The organism is Ferrimonas marina, from assembly GCF_900129905.1.
Taxonomy (GTDB): Bacteria; Pseudomonadota; Gammaproteobacteria; order Enterobacterales; family Shewanellaceae; genus Ferrimonas; species Ferrimonas marina.
Window position 1 is genome coordinate 70,023 of record NZ_FQXG01000001.1, and the last position, 18,818, is coordinate 88,840.

Here is an 18,818-nt window from a genome sequence, read left to right on the forward strand (position 1 = left end):
TCATGACAGTCACCCTGGACGACATTCGCATTGCGGCAGAGCGGATCCTGCCCCATGTACATCGGACCCCCATCCTCAGCTCAGCGCAGCTCGATGCCATTGCCGGCTGCGAGTTGCACTTCAAAGGCGAGCATCTGCAAAAGGTGGGGGCCTTTAAGGCCCGGGGCGCGCATAACGCGGTGTTTGCCCTGAGCGAAGAGCAAGCCCGGCTTGGGGTGGCCACCCACTCATCGGGCAACCACGCCGCGGCCCTGGCGCTGGCGGCCAAGCGCCGCGGGATCAGCGCCGACATCGTAATGCCCAGCAATGCCCCTCAGGCCAAGGTGGATGCGGTCAAGGGTTACGGCGGTCACATCCATTTCTGCGAGCCTACCCTGGAGGCACGGGAAACCACCTTGGCTGCGGTCCGGGCAGAGGGGGGACAGACTGAGATCCATCCCTACGACAACGACCAGGTGATTGCCGGTCAGGGCACCACCGGGCTTGAGATCACCGAACAGTTGGCGCAGACACCGCCGGATGTTGTCATCACCCCGGTCGGTGGTGGCGGCTTGCTGGCGGGCACGGCGGTGGCGATTAAATCCCTTTGGCCGCAATGCCAGGTGCTGGGGGCGGAGCCCAGCGGAGCGGATGATGCCCAGCGCAGCTTTCGCGCCGGTCGACTGATTGAGCAGACCGGCCCGGACACCGTTTGCGATGGCCTGCTGACCTCCTTGGGGGTACGCAACTTTGCCCTTATCCAGCAGCACGTGGATGACATCCTCTGCGCTGACGACTCCACCATCATCGAGGCGATGCAGCTGATCTGGAGCCGCCTTAAACAGGTGGTGGAGCCTTCCGCCGCGGTGCCTTTAGCCTGTGTGCTGGCCCACCCGGAACGCTTTGCCGGTAAGCGCGTGGCCATCGTGTTCTCCGGTGGCAACCTGGACCTGGCCAAACTGCCCTGGTGACGCTGGAGCTCGCTGCCCCTTTACGTTAGATTCAATCCTTCGCAGTACAGCGACTTACGCCTTAGTCGCTGGTGAAAGGAGGCAATCACAATGTTTAAGATGCGGGTAGACGAAGAGTTGGAGTTGGTACTGGTCTGCCAGGAGGTGATCGCCGATTTTCAGCGTTTGCGTTTGAGCAACCTGGGCTACCTCAGCCAATGGCTGATGTGGGTGCCGGTGTGCGTCAGCCGCAACGATTTTCAGAGCTATGTGGATGAGTCCGTGCGTGGCTATGGCCGGGGCGAGTCGATGAACTGTGCCATCCTGTATCGGGGCGAGGTGGTGGGTGCCGCTGCCTTTAACCAGATCCACCGTCAAACCGGCCGGGTCGAGATCGGCTACTGGCTCGACGAGGGCCACCAGGGCCGAGGGATCATCACCCGTTGTGTCCAGTTCCTGATTGACTACGCCTTTGAGCAGCTGAACATGGAGAAGGTGGAGATCCGTGCCGCGGTGGACAACCGTCCCAGCCGCAACGTGGCTGAGCGGTTGGGGATGAACCTGGAAGGGGTCCAAACCCGGGCCGAGTGTGTGGGAGACCGGGTGCTCGACCACGCCATCTATGGCCTGTTGAGAAGTGATTACCACAAGTGAGAAGCATGAAAACTTTAGGCGTGCTCGGTGGTATGAGCTGGGAGTCCACCGCCAGTTACTACCGATTGCTCAACCAAGGGGTTAAGGCTCGTCTGGGTGGGTTGCATTCGGCCCGGCTGCTGCTGCACAGCGTCGATTTTGCCGAGATCGAAGCTCAGCAAAGGGCAGGGCAGTGGCACCAGGCGGGCCAGCTACTGGCCCAGGCCGCCGAGGGGTTGGAGCGGGCCGGTGCCGAGGGGATCCTGATCGCCACCAATACCATGCATAAGGTCGCTGAGCAGGTGGCTGCTGCGGTGTCGGTCCCGCTGCTGCACATCGCCGATGCCACCGGGGCCCAGCTATGTGCCGATGGCATTAACAAGGTCGGCCTGTTAGGCACTGCCTTCACCATGGAGCAGGCCTTCTACCGGGAGCGATTGGAACAGCGCTTTGATTTGGAGGTCGTCACCCCGACCGAGGATGACCGGCAAACCGTGCACCGCATCATCTACGAGGAGCTTTGCCAGGGCCTCTGCCTGGATGCCTCCCGAGCCGCTTACGTCGCCATCATCGACAAGCTCAAGGCCCAGGGGGCCGAGGCGGTGATCCTCGGCTGCACCGAGATCGGCCTGCTGATCCAGTCCAAAGACAGCGTCCTGCCGCTGTATGACACCACCGAACTGCACGCCAGTGCGGCGGTAGATTGGATGCTGTCCCAGAGCAGCTCAGCCTCAGTCTTGGATTGAGCCAAAGCCCACATTCAGTGGGCTTTGCTCAATCAGGCTGGCGCAGCAACCATAGGCAGATGGGTACCATCAGCAGCTCCAGCACGATGTAGAACACCAGGATGGGCGAGGGCCATCCGTCGACCACGACACTGACAAGCCGACCCAGCACCAATCCCCCACAAAACAGGCACAGTACCAACGCCCCCGCGTCTCGATAGCGGTCGCTAAAGGCGCTCCACAGCCAGAACAGACCCAGTGCGAGGTACAGCATCATCACAGCTCTCATGATGTGGGCCTGGTCCACGCTGGGTGGAATGGGCGAGTCCAGAAAGGTTGCAAAGAACCAGCCCGGTGAAACGCCGTAGAGCAGGGCGATGACGCTGACAGTGGCAAAGGCGATCACCAGTAGCCCTTGTTTCAGCCTTAACCTTATTTCCATGGGGTTATCCGCATCCATCCAGGTTACGACCCAGTGTAGCGGTTGATGATGGGGCCGCGTCGGCTTTTCGGCGTGCATTAGTCCTAAGTAGCATTGATATTTAGAGAGGGAAGGTCGTGTGGGGCGAAAGGGAATTATCCTAATGAAATGTCATTTTGTGAATTTAACTCAGCGCAAACTCTGGTTGAAAAGGCAGTAAAATCCTTTACCCCATTAGCCACCTTTTTATAATGGATATTGGTTGCAGCCGTTGGGATGGAATCCAGTGAAACGGTTGCTGCAGCCTTAACCTAATCATTAAATTAGGCCAAACCTGTTGTGAGGCAGGGACGGAAAGCCACGGGTCTTTATTAAAAGACAGCCGGGTTGCAAGGCAAAGGAACTTATGCCATGAAAAAGCTGTTAGTTGCGTCTCTTTTCGCGCTCTCCCCCGCCGTATTGGCGACCCCGCTGGGGCCCTTCGAAATCACCTTACCCCAAGATAAGTACACCGGAACTCCTAGTATCAATGACACCGATTTTAGCTGGGTGGATACCAAACCGGGCAAAAAAGGTACCCAGATTGATGTGGTGGTGGAGCAGGTCGCTCCGAATAAAATTGAGGTCAATGGCATTGATGGCAATGACCTGCGCAGCTACTGGTCTTATGGCGTGAACGACGCCTCCATCGCTGTTGCTATCGTTTCCGCCATTCGGGTCAAGAAAGGCTTACAGGTGCAACTGGTGGTCACCGAATCCAAGTGCGGTAACATCGACTGTGCTGATTACACCGGCACCAACAAGAATAAGGTCAACACCAAGACCAACTACCCGGTGGGTCGTACCTTCGCGGTTGGCTTTGCCTTTAACGACAGCTATGGCAAGAATCTCGATATCGAATACGGCTCCAATAACGAAAAAGAGTATCGCAAGATGAACGAGCTGGGCTCAGAGAACAAGATGCTGGTCAATCCGGCGCCTTTCTTGCCCTAAAGCGTCATTGAGGCTGCTTTCTCCGGTCTGTAATCTGACCTGGATTTAGTCCCTAAGATAAATAAAAATGCCAGTGCTGATGCACTGGCATTTTTTGTTTCCGTGTTTTGAGTGAGTCGATACGCTAGTCGGAAACGATGACGCCATTCCAGAACGCCACCCAACCCTCGATATGTTTGGCCTTTTCCTTGGCTTCGGGGTAATACCAGGCCGCGTCCTTGAGGGTTTCACCTTCAATCTCGACGCTGTAGTAGCGCGCTTCGCCCTTCCAGGGGCAGTAGCTGGTGGTGTCACTGGGATGAAAATACTCAGACTTAATGGCCGACGGCGGGAAGTAGTGGTTGCCTTCCACTTGAGTGGTTTCGTCGCTTTGGGCTATCACGACGTCGTTCCAGATCGCTTTCATGGTGGGCCTCGAGGTGGTTGCCTGTGTCTGACTTCAGTTTACGACCGGGGCCTGAGCTCAGATCGACGAGACAGTGAACTTGAGTGGTTTGGGCGGTCTGATCCTGCTCTGAGCTATTTACCGCTTGTTTTGAAAGTGCAACAGGCGCAATTGGAGCCGTTGCCTTGCTCCTGCAGAGGAGTTTGTCGCGCACTCTTTGTCAGCCTCCATATTTATCAGCGATGTCAAATGTTTATAGCCAACATTCCTTGAGTGGTTACAAAAAGTATACTGGTTGACGCTAGTTATCTGTGTTTCATAATGGGCCCCAACACAAGCGCCTCTGTCAGAATCTGGAGGCGCAAACAGCGCAAAAGGGGTACGCGTTATGAGCAGCAACAACGACATCGTCCTGTACACTGCCTCCACCATGAACGGATGGAAGCCGGTGATCTTTCTTGAAGAGGCCGGGGTGGACTACGACCTGGTGCCCATCGACTTTTCCAAGCGAGAACAGAAGGCGCCGGAGTACCTTAAGCTCAACCCTAACGGCCGCATTCCCACCATCGTGGATCGCAGCAACGACGACTTCGTGGTATTCGAATCCGGTGCCATCCTCTGGTACTTGGCACAGAAGTACGGCAAGTTCCTGCCCTCCGATCCCAAGGCCCAATCCGAGACCTTGCAGTGGCTGATGTTCCAGATGGGGGGCATCGGTCCGATGATGGGCCAGGCGATGTACTTCCAGCGCATCGCCGCCAAACAGGGCGAGGAGCACCCCTTTGCTATTAAACGCTATGTGGATGAGAGCCGCCGCCTGCTGGAGGTGCTCAACACCCGGTTGGAGGGGCGCCAGTACCTGGTAAACGAAGAGTTTACCATCGCCGATATCGCCACCTACCCCTGGGCCCGGGCATTCTACTGGGCCAATGTGTCGGTAGAGGGGCTGCCGCATCTGCAGGCTTGGTTCGATCGCATCGATGGGCGGGAGGCGACCCAGCGGGCCCTGACCATCCCCAAACCCTTCTGGGCCTTCTTTGGCAGAGGCGATGTGGCCGCTCAGGAGCGAGAGAATGCCGACCGGTTTAAGACCGACGTAAGGAAGGACAATGAGTAAGCAACCGTTGCGGATCGATATCGTCTCTGATGTGGTGTGTCCCTGGTGCATCATCGGCTACAAACGACTGGAGCAAGCGTTGGCGTCCTTGGGTGAGGAAGTGGAGGCCGAGATCCATTGGCACCCGTTTGAGCTCAACCGACAGATGCCGGAAGGCGGTGAGAACCTGCGCACGCACCTGGCGGAGAAATATGGCACCACGCTGGAGGGCAGCATCAAGGCCCGAGCCAACCTGACCCAGATGGGGGCCGAGCTGGGCTTTCGCTTCGACTACTTCGACGAGATGCGGATGTACAACACCTTCAAGGCCCATCAACTGCTGCATTTTGCCCGCTTGCAGGGTAAGGAGAGCGAGCTGAAACTGCGGTTGTTCTCCGCCTTCTTTGGCGAACGCAAGGCGGTGGATGAGACTGAGGTGCTGGTGGCGGAAGGGGTCAGCGTGGGCCTGGATGAAGCCCAGTGCCGTGAGGTTCTCACCAGTGGACGCTATGCGGACGCCGTTCGAGAGGAGCAAGACCGCTGGATTCAAGCGGGCGTGCGCGCCGTGCCGACCTTTGTCTTTAATGGCGAGCAGGGTGTCTCCGGTGCCTACGACAGCGAGGCCCTGGTGGAGCTGATTCGAAGCCTTTGAGAAAGGCATCCGCCGGAGGACACGAGAAAGGCCACCTAAGGGTGGCCTTTTGCTTTAGCTGGTGCAATTCCCTTTACGGCTTGGCGATGAAGTCTGCGCCTTTGCCGATGCAGTTAAGCTCCGCTTTTTTGCCGACGATGCCCCAGGTGCCGCCGCCAGCTTTGTGGGCTGTAGTGGCTTTGACCAGCAGGGTACCGTTGGCGCCACCGCCTGTGGCGTGGCAGGTAAGCTTGCCACTGGTTTGGGGCACGCCGTCAATGGTGTAGAAACCCCCGGTATTTTGGCCCACAATCCAGGCCTTGTGGGAGCTGCCGTTACCGGTACCTACCTGTTTCACTGGCACCTCTATGCAGATGTCCTCCCCGTAGCTGTTCATGCCACAGCCTTTAAAGACCCGGTCGACCGTTTCTGTATTCCAAGCCAAAGCCGGTGCTGCCAGTAAGCTCAATCCAAATACGCCCAGAACTTTCTTCATTGTTGCGTCTCCATTCGCTGATGCAGCCCGGCTGTCTTTGACAAGACCCGTGGCTTTCCGTCCCCACCTCACAATGGGTTTGGCGATTGGTGTTTTGTGCAATGAAAAGCTAGTCGCTGAATGGTCGTCACGCCAATCAAATGAATCAAATTTTGTATGAGATATTACCGTTACAATTCAATGCTCTTAGCTAGGAATGTCGGCATGTGTCTTCCAATGCGAATCGCGCATTGCGCTATAGCAAATGCGTTGTTTCTCTCGGCTGTAGGAACCCTTGATTCCGTCTTGTGAAGCGTCGCCAAAGCGGTGGACAAAATGGCAGGCATCATCGACCTCGGTGAGCTGGGAGGCAATCTCGACACCATGGTCGGGATTGAGCGTTTAGCCTGGGTCTGCCAGCGCAGCACGATGGGCCGTCTGACAGACCCGGCTTGGACTGCTGTGCTGACGTGTTTTGCCATTGAGCAGGGTGGGGCTGCGTGGTAAGGTCGCGACCCCTTTGGTTTCACGGGCGATTTTTGCTCTTGTATCGCGCTCGTTCACCCCGCTACCTGGCGGCTTGCTTTGCACTTTGGATTGGCCTGCTTGGCCAAGGCCTGGTGCTGTCTGCGATGCACGAGGGCGAGCACCAGTTTGCGCTGCTCACAACGGAGCTTGCCGAGTTCAGCGCCGCCTATGAGCAACATCAGCAAGGGGATTGTCTGGCCGATGTTCTGCTGGAGCATTGCGTCGCCAGCCTGACGAACTGGGTCAGTGCGATGGCGGCGGTACCAGTGCCAAGCCTGCCGTTGCTGAGCTATCACCATCAACTACTCCTTGGCCTACGCCTCACCGGGACAATCCGTGGCCCACCCGCTCTGCTGCAGCTTGGTTAGTTCGTCGACAGCGTCCTCTTTTTATCCCGGATAGTTGTCGACCAATCCCCTTTAGGCGTTGCCGCTTAGAGGGAGCCCTTTGCTAGTCTCTGGCCCTATATGCTGGAGCGGGAAACCCAGATTTTGACGACTCAAACCTTACCAACCGGGGCGCCGGTCAGCACCCGCCTGGCCTCCATCGACCTGCTACGCGGCACCGTGATGCTGTTGATGCTGCTCGACCACGTGCGCGAGCGCTTTCTCTATCACCGCCAGGTGGCGGATCCCATGGATCTGGATGTCACCGATCCCGGCCTGTTCTTTACCCGCATGCTGGCCCACCTTTGTGCGCCGGTGTTTGTCTTCTTGACCGGTCTGTCCGCCTGGCTCTACGCCAACCCGGTGAAGGGTCAGGCACGTGATGCCAGCGCCTTCCTGTTCAAGCGGGGCCTGTTTCTTATCCTGCTGGAAGCCACCTTGGTAAACCTGTCCTGGTTTGGTCGCTACGAGACCCTGTATCTGCAGGTGATCTGGGCCATCGGTGTCAGCATGCTGGCGCTGGCGGCGCTATGCCGTCTGCCCCGGCCCGCTGTGTTTGGCTTGGGCCTGCTTATCGTCTTTGGCCACAACCTGTTGACCCCCATCAGCTTCGAGCCGGGCCAATGGGGCTACACCGCCTGGAGTATCCTGCACGACCGCGGCACCATCTTTACCAGCGAAGCCCTCACCATCCGCGCGTCCTACCCGGTATTGCCCTGGATCGGCGTGATCCTGCTGGGCTTTTCCGCTGGCCCGCTGTTCTCAGCAAAAGTTGATTCAGATACCCGCATCCGGCTGTTGGTGCAACTGGGCCTGGCGGCCTTGGCGATGCTGCTGGTGCTGCGTGGCCTTAACCTTTACGGCGAGACGGTGCCATGGCAATCCCAGGCCAGTGTGATTGAGACGGTGATGGACTTCTTCAACTACACCAAGTACCCGCCCTCACTGGATTACCTATTGCTGACCCTCGGCATTGGCTTTTTGCTGCTGGCCCTGTTTGAGCGGGCCCGGGGGTCGCTGGCCCTGGCGGTCTCGACCTTCGGCTCGGCGCCGATGTTCTTCTACTTGCTGCACCTGTACGTGCTGCTGCTGGGCTACCAGTTGGCGATGGCGTTCATTGGCCCCAACTACGGTGAGCTCTACGCCTTCGATAACCTCAGCCAGATCTGGTTGGTGACGGTCATCCTGGCGGTGGTGCTCTACTTCCCCACCGTGGCCTTTGCCCGCTTTAAGCGGCGCACCTCCTGGGGCTGGGTGAAGTACTTCTAAAGTCAGTCGGCAACCCAAAAGCCACGACCCTGGTCGTGGCTTTTTTGTGCTCTCAGGGTTGGGGTACGCGCCGCTGAACGGCCAAGGATGCTATTGCCGCGATAGTGAGGTGCTAGTGCCGTACTATCGCAACACTAGTGCGCTGCTAGTGCGCTGCTATTGCGCCGGGGAAGTCGCGAGTTGTGCGTCGGGGCAATTGGCGCGTAGCGGGCATTGTTGGCACTGTGGCCTGGGCCGACAGAACGCCTGGCCATGCTCGACAATCAGGCCGTGGAAGTAGGCGTGGGTCTGGTAGTCGTTGGGGACGGCCTGCTCGATCAATTGCTGAAACGCGCCGTAGCGTTTGGGCACCGCCAGGCCGTTGCGGCTGAACAGGCGCCGGGCATAGGCATCGATAACGAACGACGGCTTGTGCAGGGCATACACCAGGATGGCGTCGGCGGTCTCTTGCCCCACCCCCTTGATTGCCAACAGCTCCTGTCGCAGTTGTGCTTTGGGCTGCTGTCGAGCCAGCTCGATGTCGTAGTCGTAACTCTGGTACCAGCTCATCAGTGCCTTTAGCTTGGCGGCTTTCTGGTTGTAGTAGCCGCTGGGCCGGATCCGCTGTGCCAGCTCCTCTATCGGCAACCGGGCTACGCCCTCAGCACTAAAGTGCTCTCCAAGGTTGGCCATCGCCTTATCGGCGTTGCGCCAGTTGGTGTTCTGTACCAGCACCGCACCGAGCAAAATCGACAGCGGCGGTTGGTCAAGCCACCAGACGAAGGGGCCAAAGTGGTCGCTCAGGTCGGAAAATACGCTTTGGATTAGCGTGGGGTCATCGCTGGGGTAGGGCATGGCAGATCAGATATACAGGGCGAGGGGCCAGTATAGAGGGTGAACCGAGCGGATGGGAGTGCAGTGCTAAGCTGTGCTGTGGCCAAATCCACCGGGAGACCAAGATGCGACTGTCACTGCAGCTTTCCCTACTGTTGTTTTCCCTACAGCTGCCCCTGAGTGCTCTGGCGGCACCCGAGTTGACCGCCGAATACCTTGAGGGACGTTGGTGCCTGGAGTCGATGGACTTTGGTGGCGCACCGGAGCCGGAGAACCGTAACTGGCAGTTCGAACCGGATGGCCACTTCTTCCATCAAAACTCGGTGATGTCTTCGGAGATGAGCCATGGCGGTCAATGGCTGATTGAAGAGGGCAGGCTGCAGATCAAGCCGGTCTACCTGGGCGGCTTCCAGCGGGTTACCGTGGAGTCAGAATCCCGCTTTGTCTTTCACTGGAGCGCGGATATGAACATCAAGCGGGGCCCCTGTCCCTAGGGCCCCAATCGTTTTACACCAGCCTCAGTCTGCCATCTCCAACTGGCCGCGGATCTCGCCACTGGGATTGGCCAGGCTGTGTACGTTGATGTAGGTCCGTCCCTCACCCATCGCCACCAGCAGCTCCGCCAGGGTCGCACCGCAATCGGTGGCAACGATGTTGGCCTCGGTCAGAGTACCGCTGACCACCACGCGTCCATTTAATCCCGCCTCCATGCCGCCGGCCAGAAAGGCCACCACCGGGCCGTTCTCTTCCGCGGTGCCGCAGTGGATGTGTGCGCCAGGCCCGGCGAAGATCCCGGTGGCGCGGGTGATCGCCATGGTGAAGTCGATCTCGCCGGCCTCTTCAATCACGTCGACCTGGGCCAGGCCACGGGTGGCGGTGGCGACCGGTTCGGGTACCTCGGATAAACCACTGAGCTTGGCGCGGAAGCTGTCGTGGTTGTCTGCCAGGGCAGGGGCGAAAAGCAGGGGAAGCAGTAGGGGAAGCAGGGGTTTCATAGGACTACCTCTTTAACCATCGAAGTCGTATGTGGGGTGCAAAACACCGCAGCGGAGGATAGTCAAAGCTGGCGCCGTGGCCAGTGTAGGGAGTCAGAAAAGTGGTGAATCAGTGCTGATAGGGGCTCAGCCAGGCCCGAACCCGCTGTTCAAACCATTGCGGGCTGTTGGGGTCTGGGTTGGCAGACTGGGCAATGGTGTGGCCCAGGTTGAGTGCAAACAGCTGGTAGGCGAGGGCATCGGCGTGGGTGCCCGGTGCCAGCTGGTGGGAGTCGACCGCCCGCTGCACCAGCTTACCCAGGTAGCTGAGCAAGCGGGCTTGCTGGTCCAGGGCAAAGCGTTTGACCGCCGAATCCGGCCGGTGTTGGAACTCTACCAGCGCCTTGATCAGCGGGCAGCTGGTCTGCTCCTGCTCCAGCATCCGTACGGTCCAGCCCTGCCAGAGGGTAAAGAGTTGGTGCAGGTGGGTGAGCGGATCAGGGTCTCGGGCAGGCTTGAGCACCCATTCAGTAAAGCGCAGCTCGCTGTATTCCAGGATGGCGATCTGCATATCTTCCTTGTTCTTGAAATGCGAGATCACGCCTGTGCGAGACAGGTCGCACAGGCTGGACAGGTTGCCGATGGTGACATCCGCCAGGCCAAACTGGCTGCTGAACACCAGGCCCTGGTGGAGGATCTGCTGACGGGTGCGTTCGCCTTTGCTCATGCGGCCACTATCCGGTTGATCTTCGCGATGACCTCAGTGTCGCTCAGAATGCGGCGATGGCCAAGCCCTTCGGTGGCGGTGAGGGCCAAGCCGGCTTTCTCGGCAAAGGCCTGGATATCGGCAAACGGGGCGAAGCGGTCGCTGCGATCGTGGATCAGGTGTACCTGACCGTGGAGTTTGGGGATCTGGCGCTCACCCAGCAGCGACTGCCAGTCCACCTGGTATTGTGAGGCGATGCTCTCCAGCACCCGAACCATGACCCGGCGGGAGATCCCCACCCGCTCCAGGGTATGGAACATCTGGTCGAAGAAATTGATGGGGGCGGAGATCAGCACCACCTTGCGCTGGCGCAGCAGTGCCTCCGGCAGGTTGAGGGTGGCGAAGGCGCCCATAGAGTGGCCGATGATCGCTTCAACCTGTTGGCCGTCCGCTTCCAGCTGATTCATCAGGGCGGTCATCGCCTCAATAAAGGCCAGCAGATGGGCACGCTTGCCTTCCGATTTGCCATGACCGACGTGATCCAGTGCAGCGACCCGGTAGCCCTGTTCGATCAGCTGGTTGATCAGCGCGTGGAAGCAGGTGCTGTTGTCGGCCCAGCCATGGCTGAGTACCACGGTACGCTCTCCGTTACCAAACAGGTGGGCACGGGCGTTGCCCAGGCGGGTAGTCAGATCCCATTGCTGGGTGGGCTGGTGAGAGCCGAAATCGTATTGGCGTTTGCCATTGGGCTGGATCAGGAACTGTTGGCCCAGGCGGCCGGTCAGTTGTGGCAGCCAGCGGCTGAGCTGGCCGGTGACAAATCGACCCATGCCGGTAAACAGTGCGGCGGCCTGGTTTTGGTGAAAGTAGTTAAAGCGCATGACGATGCCTCTAAAAAAGTACAACTGCACTTTTAAAATAGTGCGACTGTACTTTAATGCAAGGTCGATCCTCGTTCAATACGGGGGTTCTGATTTAAGCTGCTGCTTCTATTAAACCTTTTCCGTCAGAGTGATTTGTTCTTAGGTCATGCAAGAACGCGTTACGTCTATGCTTGGCTAAACCCAACCCCACCGGCAGGTTGGAACAAAGGCGAGGTTGATAGAAGAGATGACGGTGTTGCGAGGGGCCCGGTATGCGGGCGTTTTGGCCCTGTTGATGCTGCAGGCCGGTTGTGGCCCGGCTAAGCCTATTCTGACAGAACAGGAGGCGGAAGCGCGCTGTGTCGAGCTGCGTCAGCTGGCGGCCTCGGTGATGCAGGCCCGTCAACAGGCGGTGAAACTGCCAGAGGCAAGCAAGCTGGTTGGCGAGGCGCCGTTGGAGCAACAGATGCTGACGGAGGCCTTTGGCCACAACATCTACGCCAATCCCCAGGTGGTGATCCGGGTGATTGAATCCTTCCGCCAGCGCTACTTCGAGTTGTGCCTGGAGCAGATGGAGGAGCAATACGATCTGACTAACTAATGGCCGTGCTCTTCAACTGACATTCCGCTCGTTCCTCTCCTCTCTTATCTGTTGCCTTAATGGAACCATGATCTTGATTTTTCATCACTTTCCTTGTTTTTGGATAAGCTGCTGCACTAGCCTGTGGTGGCGAAGTACGCACTCAACAAGGAGCGAGAGATGAAACGAGCATTGAGTATCGGCCTGATTGTCGCGGGATTAGCGGCGTGTACCGGTGGTGGTGAGACAGTGATCAGCGGTATTGGCAACTCCGGTAACCGATTTGGCGATGAGAGCGATCTGGAGCTGCTGGCCCGGGCGGTTGCCCGCCACGATGGCACCGAGAGCGTCACCGACGAAGAGCTGGCTAAGATCTTTGTCACCCTCAAGCAGCAGGCGATCGACGGCAATGCCGAGTCCGCCTTGGTGGTCTATCGCGTTGCAGCGATACAGCGGCGCAAGCAGGCAGAGGCCGAGGGCGGTTAATCCCCCAGCCGGTCAGCATCAAGTAGGCCGGCCTTCACCAGTGAATCCAGCCGGGCTTTGCAGTGCCCGGTCAGGCTTTCCCGCAGAAGCCGCACGGCGGGGGTGATGGAGGGCCGGCTGGGGCAGATCAGCCACAGCTCGGTGCCTTTGGGCTGGGAGTTGGTCAGCAGCGGCTGCAAGCGCCCGGCTAGCAGATCGTCGGCCAGATCCAGGCAGGACTTTACTGCCAGCCCTTTGCCTGCCACGCACCAGCGCCGCACCAGATCGCCGTCATTGGCGGCACGGTCACTGGGCATCTTGACCTTAATGTCCTGGCCGTCGCGCTGGAAGGTCCAGGTATCGTAGGTGATGTCGTACAGCTGGTAGAGCAGGCCGTTGTGGTGGGGCAGGTCCTCCAGAGACTGCGGCGTGCTGGCACGGGCCAGGTACTCGGGTGAGGCCACCAGCAGTCTGGGCACGCTGCAGATCTTAAAGCCGTAGAGGCTGGCATCGGTGGGGGAGCCATAGCGCAAGGCCAGGTTGATGGGGTCGCGGTAGAAATCCGCCTTGCTGTCACTGAGGTGCAGCTTCAGGCTCAGTCCCGTGTGCTCAGCCATCACCTCATCCAACCAGGGCGCGATCACATTGCGGCCCAGATCGGAGGCGGCGGCAATACGCAGTTCGCCCTCGATGCGTTCAGCGTCCTGTTGCAGGTTCTGTTGGGCCTGGGCCAGTAAGGTCAGGGCCTGCTCGCACTGGGGCAGGAAGCGCTCACCGGCACTGGAGAGGCGCAGTTGCCGGGTGGTGCGGACAAACAGCTCTGAGCCCAGGGCTTGCTCTACCCGCTTCAGTGCCGCGCTGGCGGTGGCAGTCCGCATATCCAGGCTGTTGGCGGCGGCGGTGATGCTGCGAAACTCCGCGACTTTGAGCACCACGTGAAGATCAGACAGCTGCATATTTTCAAATCTTGTTTGAGAATGATTCTGTCATTGTAGTGTTTATTGCATGGTAATAGGGCACTAAGCTGTATCTCGTTCGCTGCTTGGTACCACCGAGGTAAAGCAGCCCCCAACTCACAGAGGATACGAGGACCCGTTATGGCCAAGCTCACCATCGTTGCCAACATCATCGCCCACGCCGACAAGATTGACCTGGTTAAAGCGGAGCTGCTTAAGCTCATCGACGTTACCCGCGCCGAAGAGGGCTGCATCAACTATGACCTGCACCAGGACAACGACAATCCAGCCCACTTTATGTTCTACGAGAATTGGACCAGCCGCGAGCTGTGGCAGGTTCATATGAACAACCAGCACCTCAAGGACTACATGGCCGCCACCGAAGGCGCCGTTGAGACCTTTACCCTCAACGAGATGAGCCAGATCGCTTAATCTCAAACCTGCCTTGAAGCCCGCCCAGTTACCTTGGCGGGCTTTTTCGTTGTTGTCTCACTGATGTTTGCGCCTTACTGCGCTTGGTGTCCTTGGGAGTCACGCTCCTGGTAACAAAACACACATTGTCACCTCATGAAGACACATATTGATGTCGGTCAGCCGGGCAATATGAAAGCCATCGAAGACGGAGCTGAGTGCTCAGCTTCGCCGGAAATCAAAGTTTGCTGTAACGACTGACAATGCCGACAACCAGGAGTGTCCCATGAAGATTTCACGCAAAGAATTACTGAATGGTTTTATCGCAGGCCTGACCGCCACCGTTGTTTTAACCCTGATCATGATCATGAAGAAGTTGGTTGGCATTGCCCCGGCACTCGACCCGATAGAGATGCTTACAGAGATGGCCAGCGACCGGCTTGGGGTTGCTCTGGGTCCTGGCATCGGTTGGTTTATGCACTTTGTCATCGGCTCGGTGACCTGGGGCGGGGCGATGGCCATTTTCAGCTCGTTTCTGCCGAGTCAAAGCCAAACTCTCAAAGGGGTGGTGTTGGCAGTCGGTGCCTGGTTGCTGATGATGGTCGTGTTGATGCCGATGGCCGGTGAAGGTTTGTTCGGCCTGGCTATCGGGCCTCAAGCTCCGGTGATGACTTTCATCTTCCATGCCATCTTTGGTGCCGTGCTCGGGGCGACCTATCGTCTGCTGAATGATGAGCACACCCTGTTTAGCTTCAAGCAAGCAGAGGGCTAAGCCCAACCCCAACGCAAAAGGAGGCCACAACCGTGGCCTCCTTTTTGGATCTGTCACTGCATAAGTTAACAGGGGGCGGCGCCCTGGGTTTCACCGGAGAACGCCCTGACCGGCCCAATCTATTGTCTCGCCCGTCATCGTTGCAGACGCGATCAGCGGTTCTTCGCTGGTAAATGGCTGAGCCGACGTTTCAGTAGGGTGAGGTTCAAGGGAAGTGGCAAGACGTCACTTACCCCCTTTGCCAGGGCCTGGGAAACGAAATCCGGATCTGTTGAAGCGGTTGCCAGCAACAATGGGGCGGGCTGGAGTTGGGCACAGGCACTGACGCACAGCGACAATGCCGCTTCATCGTCACCAATGTCTGCCACGACCATCGCTTTCAGACTTTGGCTTGTCCCTTCGACTTGCTTTAGCAGTGCCAGCGCTTTGTCCGCATGGTTGGCGATCATGACCTTGTAATCGGACTTCAACTCGGTGATCTGGGTTTGATATCTGGCTGGCGTTTGGTCGACCAGGATCAGCACCGGCTTTTGCACGCCGCTTGCGGTGTGGGCGCTGTTTGACGCTGTATGATGCCTGGACTTCAGGGCGTGTTCGGAACGTGACAGGATCTGCCTGCACCGTTTCTTCAGCAGGAGTGACAAAGCATGCAGCTGGTTGGGGTTAGGGGACTGACCAAGGCGACAGAGCTGCTCCAGTTCACCGGCGCTGTCTGCAATCACATCAAGCCCGAGACGGCTGGCTTGGTTTATCAGCTCATGACATCGCCGAGAGAGCTCATCAAGAGGCAAATCGGAAAACGCCAGCCCATCGCGATAGTCAGTGGCAAACTGTTTGAGCAATGAGAGATACCTATCCCACTGGCCATCACATCGGCTCAGACCGGTTGCCGTGTCAATGTCATACAGGTCGGCCAGCTCAAGTCTGGCCAACTCCGGACTTAATGGGATGGCTGGCGTTCCCATCGGCAGCCAGCGGTTCAATACCTGATTCAGTCGAGCCGGATCTAACGGCTTTGTCAGGTGGTCATTCATTCCGGCCGCCAGGAATCGCTTTCGATCGCCGACCATCGCGTGCGCTGTCATGGCGATCACTGGCAGTTGCTCCAGACTGAACTGAGGCCGCTTTCGAAGGCGAGCGACCGCTTCGAGCCCATCCATCACGGGCATCTCTATGTCCATCAGAATGAGGTCAAAGGCTTGCTCTGATAGAGCGTCCAGAGCTGCCCGACCATCCCCAACCAGGACCACCGACAGCCCGAGCTGACCGAGCATCTCTATTACGACCTGCTGGTTGAATTCATCGTCTTCAGCCACCAGCACGCGGTATTGCTGCTGCGGCTGTGCGTTGGCAACGGGGCGAGCGACCGCTCGAGTGGCGGCAAGATCCTGGGCAAGTCGACGCAAGCTGCAAGGGGAGCTCAGAGCGGGTTTCAGTGCCAGTAACTCCAGACCTTCGGGCAGTTGTTCACCCAGGGCCAATAGCGGGTGCACGGACAAGGTCGGGTAACGGTCCAGAATGGGCAATAACACCGTGGGGTCAGTCAGTGAGGCGATGTCGACAATGAGTCGGTCGTACCGGTCCCATTCGACCTGGTTCAAGTCGGAAAGGGAAACCTCTTGGGTTTGATGACCCAATGCCAGTAGTTGCTCGCTGATCGTACTGCCGGAGCGGCTGGCGGATTGGGCAAGCACCACTTGCCAACCACTGTCGGGCGGTGAGGTGGCTTGGTCATCGGCTTCGAAGCTGAGGTCAAAAAAGAAGTGGCTGCCATGGGCGGGGTCACTTTCCACCTCCAATGCGCTGCCCAGCAGTGACAGCAGTTCGCAACAAAAGCTCAAGCCCAGTCCCGGCTTCATGACTGAGGCGCCGGTGCGATTAACCCGCCCTTGGGTGGGGCGGTCAGCGACACCGCAGCCTGTGTCGATCAGGCTGAAGCGCAATGACAGCCGACGTTCGCTGCTTGATAGCTGGGCCACCTGCAGTTCAATGCCGCCGGACTCGGTATAAAGCACCGCATTGTTAGCCAGGTTGAGCAACAACTGCTGCAGCCGCTCAGCGTCGCCCATGAGCGGTGGCAGCAGCTGCTGTGGTTGATGCAAAGCGAAACTAAGCCCTTTGCTATTGAGGCTGGGGGCAATCATGTCCAGCAGGTTATCCAGCACGGTATCCAGCAGGAAGGGTTCGCGCTTCAGGGCCAGCTCGCCGCGTTCCAGCTTGTTGATGTCCACCATGTCATCGACCACGGCCAGCATATGGCGGGTGGCACGGTTGATCTTCTGGAGGTAGTCCCGGTTTCTCGGATGGACGACGTGCCTCAGAGCCAGGTGGCTTAGGCCCAACACCGAGTTGATTGGCGTGCGCACCTCGCGGCTGACCCGGGTCAGAAAGTCGGTTTTGGCTTGGTTGGCTTGCTCGGCATCCCGCTTGGCGTGTTCGAGTTGATCCAGTGCCTCCTGCAGCTTCAACTGTGCTTGCTGCCGTTGCTCTACCTCCGCTTGAAGGCGCTGATTCCATTGCTGGACCTGTTGCTGGACCTGTTCTCGGCTGGCGCCAAGAAAGCGGTGATCGATCTCGGGCAGGTGTTTACCTTCGGCCCATTCGATGGCCGCCTGGAGTTCGCTGCCCTGCAGCAGACTCTCGGTGTTGCCCTGTTGCCAGGCGTGCAGCGCCTTGGCGTAGGGCCGTCGCTGGTCCAGCTGGGCCTGGAGCCAGTGTTCATCAAACACCCGGCGGTAGACTTGGGTACGTGGGCGTATTGTCCCCTGTTGCACGGCGATGAGGCCGGTAAGGTAGAGTCGATGGTAGTCGCCGGCGGATTCGACCGGCAGCGTCTCGTCGGGGGAGGACAGCAGCTGGGCGTAGCCGGCGAGGTTCACCGTGCTGTATTTCTCATCAAGCAGCATGCGGTCACGAATGGTACGCAGGTGTTCCGGGTTATCGTGGCTCTCCCAGTCGTTGATCAGCCTGCGATTGACCAGGCCGTCGACCCAGGCTTGTGTATCTGGGTTGGCGTCGTCGTCCCCATCAGCCGATGCGTCATTGATCATCTGGCACAGCTTCTGGGTCAAAAAGGGCTGTCCGCCACTGCACTGCAGTATGGCGGAGAGGACCTGGCTCGGATTGCGCCCAGGGCAGATCAGCCCCTGGCTCAAAGGTTGGGCTTCCTGCTCAGAGAACCCCTCCATGGCGATAGCACGGCCAATATTAAAGGGGGAGCGGCGCTCATCCTCGATAAGATCGGAGGGCAGGGCTACGCCAAAGAAGGCAAAGCGGATTTGGCTCATGCGTGCGTCATCTGCCCGTAGGTTGTAGCAGGCACGAAGCACAGAGAAAAAGTCGTCGGCAGGAAACGGCAGGCTCAGGACGGCGTCAATCTCATCGAAAAACACCACCATCTCCTGATCAGGGTAGGCACTGAGCAGCTTCCCCTGGAAGAAGGAGGCCAGTTTTAGTGCGGGAGGAATGTCACCTAACGAGTGCCACCAGGACAGCATCGCTTGCCCTGGCGGCAGTTCAAAGCCCCGCCACAGCTCCGAGATGATGCCGGCAAACCACTGCTGCTCGGTAATGTTGACGCTGCCCACGCGACTGAGATCAAGAAAGCAGCACTTTACTCCCTGTTGCTGTAAGCGGGTTTTGACCTCGAGCAAGAGCGAGGACTTGCCCATTTGGCGGGAATTGAACACGTAGCACAGCTCGCCCTGGACCAGGGCGTCAAACAGCTCCTGATCCGCACGGCGGGGAATATAGATGGAGGTTTGGCCGGAGATGCTGCCGCCGACTTGAAAGGATTGGCTCATCGTT

The 18,818-nt window shown here is 58.4% G+C and carries 23 protein-coding genes and 2 riboswitches; of the genes, 14 read left to right on the forward strand and 9 right to left on the reverse strand.

Annotation, left to right across the window (positions count from 1 at the left end; genetic code table 11):
• Positions 1 to 2: 2 nt before the first annotated feature.
• The 3 genes from BUC04_RS00285 (at position 3) to BUC04_RS00295 (ending at position 2,308) form a co-directional block, all read left to right on the forward strand.
• A complete protein-coding gene (locus tag BUC04_RS00285) occupies positions 3 to 950 on the forward strand; it encodes a pyridoxal-phosphate dependent enzyme (protein ID WP_067664558.1) in 948 nt (315 codons plus the stop codon).
• A 90-nt stretch (positions 951 to 1,040) separates the two neighbouring features.
• On the forward strand, positions 1,041 to 1,583 hold the full coding sequence (locus tag BUC04_RS00290) for a GNAT family N-acetyltransferase (RefSeq protein ID WP_067664556.1): 543 nt from the start codon (positions 1,041 to 1,043) through the stop codon (positions 1,581 to 1,583).
• A 5-nt stretch (positions 1,584 to 1,588) separates the two neighbouring features.
• Positions 1,589 to 2,308 carry an aspartate/glutamate racemase family protein gene (locus BUC04_RS00295; protein ID WP_067664554.1) on the forward strand — a complete coding sequence of 240 codons (720 nt, stop codon included), beginning with the start codon at positions 1,589 to 1,591 and terminating at the stop codon, positions 2,306 to 2,308.
• Positions 2,309 to 2,336: 28 nt separating this feature from the next.
• Here the strand turns inward: BUC04_RS00295 and BUC04_RS00300 are convergent, their stop codons facing one another.
• A complete protein-coding gene (locus tag BUC04_RS00300; RefSeq protein ID WP_067664552.1) occupies positions 2,337 to 2,729 on the reverse strand; it encodes a DUF4345 domain-containing protein in 393 nt (130 codons plus the stop codon).
• A gap of 296 nt (positions 2,730 to 3,025) precedes the next feature.
• A riboswitch (cyclic di-GMP riboswitch) is annotated at positions 3,026 to 3,103 on the forward strand.
• Positions 3,104 to 3,119: 16 nt separating this feature from the next.
• Here BUC04_RS00300 and BUC04_RS00305 point away from each other — a divergent pair.
• The gene (locus BUC04_RS00305) at positions 3,120 to 3,701 is read left to right on the forward strand and encodes a hypothetical protein (RefSeq protein WP_067664550.1); all 582 of its coding nucleotides are present in this window, start codon (positions 3,120 to 3,122) and stop codon (positions 3,699 to 3,701) included.
• Positions 3,702 to 3,825: 124 nt separating this feature from the next.
• Here the strand turns inward: BUC04_RS00305 and BUC04_RS00310 are convergent, their stop codons facing one another.
• Entirely contained in the window at positions 3,826 to 4,107 is a 282-nt protein-coding gene (locus BUC04_RS00310) for a DUF427 domain-containing protein (protein WP_067664549.1), read from the reverse strand.
• Positions 4,108 to 4,474: 367 nt separating this feature from the next.
• Here BUC04_RS00310 and BUC04_RS00315 point away from each other — a divergent pair, with 367 nt between their 5' ends.
• Entirely contained in the window at positions 4,475 to 5,203 is a 729-nt protein-coding gene (locus BUC04_RS00315) for a glutathione S-transferase family protein (RefSeq protein WP_067664547.1), read from the forward strand.
• Complete coding sequence (locus BUC04_RS00320) at positions 5,196 to 5,834, forward strand: DsbA family oxidoreductase (protein ID WP_067664545.1); 639 nt, start codon at positions 5,196 to 5,198, stop codon at positions 5,832 to 5,834. The genes BUC04_RS00315 and BUC04_RS00320 overlap by 8 nt, the downstream gene beginning before the upstream one ends.
• 73 nt (positions 5,835 to 5,907) lie before the next feature.
• Here BUC04_RS00320 and BUC04_RS00325 read toward each other — a convergent pair whose 3' ends face one another.
• On the reverse strand, positions 5,908 to 6,309 hold the full coding sequence (locus BUC04_RS00325; RefSeq protein WP_143165479.1) for a hypothetical protein: 402 nt from the start codon (positions 6,307 to 6,309) through the stop codon (positions 5,908 to 5,910).
• Positions 6,310 to 6,327: 18 nt separating this feature from the next.
• Positions 6,328 to 6,403: riboswitch (cyclic di-GMP riboswitch) on the reverse strand.
• Positions 6,404 to 6,624: 221 nt separating this feature from the next.
• On the opposite strand from BUC04_RS00325, the gene BUC04_RS23815 reads away from it, so the two are divergent.
• From BUC04_RS23815 to BUC04_RS00335, 3 genes are all read left to right on the forward strand, one after another.
• Positions 6,625 to 6,795, forward strand: coding sequence for a hypothetical protein (locus BUC04_RS23815; protein WP_156480045.1), 171 nt, complete (start codon positions 6,625 to 6,627; stop codon positions 6,793 to 6,795).
• A gap of 38 nt (positions 6,796 to 6,833) precedes the next feature.
• On the forward strand, positions 6,834 to 7,184 hold the full coding sequence (locus BUC04_RS23495; RefSeq protein ID WP_143165480.1) for a hypothetical protein: 351 nt from the start codon (positions 6,834 to 6,836) through the stop codon (positions 7,182 to 7,184).
• A 123-nt stretch (positions 7,185 to 7,307) separates the two neighbouring features.
• A complete protein-coding gene (locus BUC04_RS00335) occupies positions 7,308 to 8,471 on the forward strand; it encodes an acetyltransferase domain-containing protein (RefSeq protein ID WP_067664639.1) in 1,164 nt (387 codons plus the stop codon).
• Positions 8,472 to 8,627: 156 nt separating this feature from the next.
• Here the strand turns inward: BUC04_RS00335 and BUC04_RS00340 are convergent, their stop codons facing one another.
• Positions 8,628 to 9,305 carry an endonuclease III domain-containing protein gene (locus BUC04_RS00340; protein ID WP_067664539.1) on the reverse strand — a complete coding sequence of 226 codons (678 nt, stop codon included), beginning with the start codon at positions 9,303 to 9,305 and terminating at the stop codon, positions 8,628 to 8,630.
• 104 nt (positions 9,306 to 9,409) lie between these two features.
• Here BUC04_RS00340 and BUC04_RS00345 point away from each other — a divergent pair, with 104 nt between their 5' ends.
• Positions 9,410 to 9,778 carry a hypothetical protein gene (locus BUC04_RS00345; protein WP_067664537.1) on the forward strand — a complete coding sequence of 123 codons (369 nt, stop codon included), beginning with the start codon at positions 9,410 to 9,412 and terminating at the stop codon, positions 9,776 to 9,778.
• Positions 9,779 to 9,802: 24 nt separating this feature from the next.
• On the opposite strand, the gene BUC04_RS00350 is transcribed toward BUC04_RS00345, so the two are convergent.
• The 3 genes from BUC04_RS00350 to BUC04_RS00360 all read right to left on the reverse strand — a co-directional run bounded on the left by BUC04_RS00350 (position 9,803) and on the right by BUC04_RS00360 (position 11,845).
• The gene (locus BUC04_RS00350) at positions 9,803 to 10,279 is read right to left on the reverse strand and encodes a CHRD domain-containing protein (protein ID WP_067664535.1); all 477 of its coding nucleotides are present in this window, start codon (positions 10,277 to 10,279) and stop codon (positions 9,803 to 9,805) included.
• 109 nt (positions 10,280 to 10,388) lie between these two features.
• Positions 10,389 to 10,985 (reverse strand): TetR/AcrR family transcriptional regulator, encoded by a 597-nt coding sequence (locus tag BUC04_RS00355; protein ID WP_067664532.1) that lies wholly within the window; start codon positions 10,983 to 10,985, stop codon positions 10,389 to 10,391.
• Positions 10,982 to 11,845 (reverse strand): alpha/beta hydrolase, encoded by an 864-nt coding sequence (locus BUC04_RS00360; protein WP_067664530.1) that lies wholly within the window; start codon positions 11,843 to 11,845, stop codon positions 10,982 to 10,984. Before BUC04_RS00360 ends, BUC04_RS00355 begins: the two co-directional genes overlap by 4 nt.
• 265 nt (positions 11,846 to 12,110) lie before the next feature.
• Between BUC04_RS00360 and BUC04_RS00365 the strand changes: the two genes are divergently transcribed.
• Positions 12,111 to 12,428 carry a hypothetical protein gene (locus BUC04_RS00365; protein ID WP_067664528.1) on the forward strand — a complete coding sequence of 106 codons (318 nt, stop codon included), beginning with the start codon at positions 12,111 to 12,113 and terminating at the stop codon, positions 12,426 to 12,428.
• 159 nt (positions 12,429 to 12,587) lie between these two features.
• Positions 12,588 to 12,893, forward strand: coding sequence for a hypothetical protein (locus BUC04_RS00370; RefSeq protein WP_067664526.1), 306 nt, complete (start codon positions 12,588 to 12,590; stop codon positions 12,891 to 12,893).
• Here the strand turns inward: BUC04_RS00370 and BUC04_RS00375 are convergent.
• A complete protein-coding gene (locus tag BUC04_RS00375) occupies positions 12,890 to 13,828 on the reverse strand; it encodes a LysR family transcriptional regulator (RefSeq protein ID WP_067664524.1) in 939 nt (312 codons plus the stop codon). The two genes, BUC04_RS00370 and BUC04_RS00375, sit on opposite strands and share 4 nt — an antisense overlap.
• A 141-nt stretch (positions 13,829 to 13,969) precedes the next feature.
• Here BUC04_RS00375 and BUC04_RS00380 point away from each other — a divergent pair, with 141 nt between their 5' ends.
• Positions 13,970 to 14,260: a putative quinol monooxygenase gene (locus BUC04_RS00380; protein ID WP_067664522.1), complete on the forward strand. Its 291-nt coding sequence runs from the start codon at positions 13,970 to 13,972 to the stop codon at positions 14,258 to 14,260.
• A 265-nt stretch (positions 14,261 to 14,525) separates the two neighbouring features.
• Entirely contained in the window at positions 14,526 to 15,011 is a 486-nt protein-coding gene (locus BUC04_RS00385) for a DUF6789 family protein (protein WP_073325479.1), read from the forward strand.
• A gap of 152 nt (positions 15,012 to 15,163) precedes the next feature.
• Here the strand turns inward: BUC04_RS00385 and BUC04_RS00390 are convergent, their stop codons facing one another.
• A complete protein-coding gene (locus tag BUC04_RS00390; protein WP_067664520.1) occupies positions 15,164 to 18,814 on the reverse strand; it encodes a response regulator in 3,651 nt (1,216 codons plus the stop codon).
• Between the last annotated feature and the right edge of the window lie 4 nt (positions 18,815 to 18,818).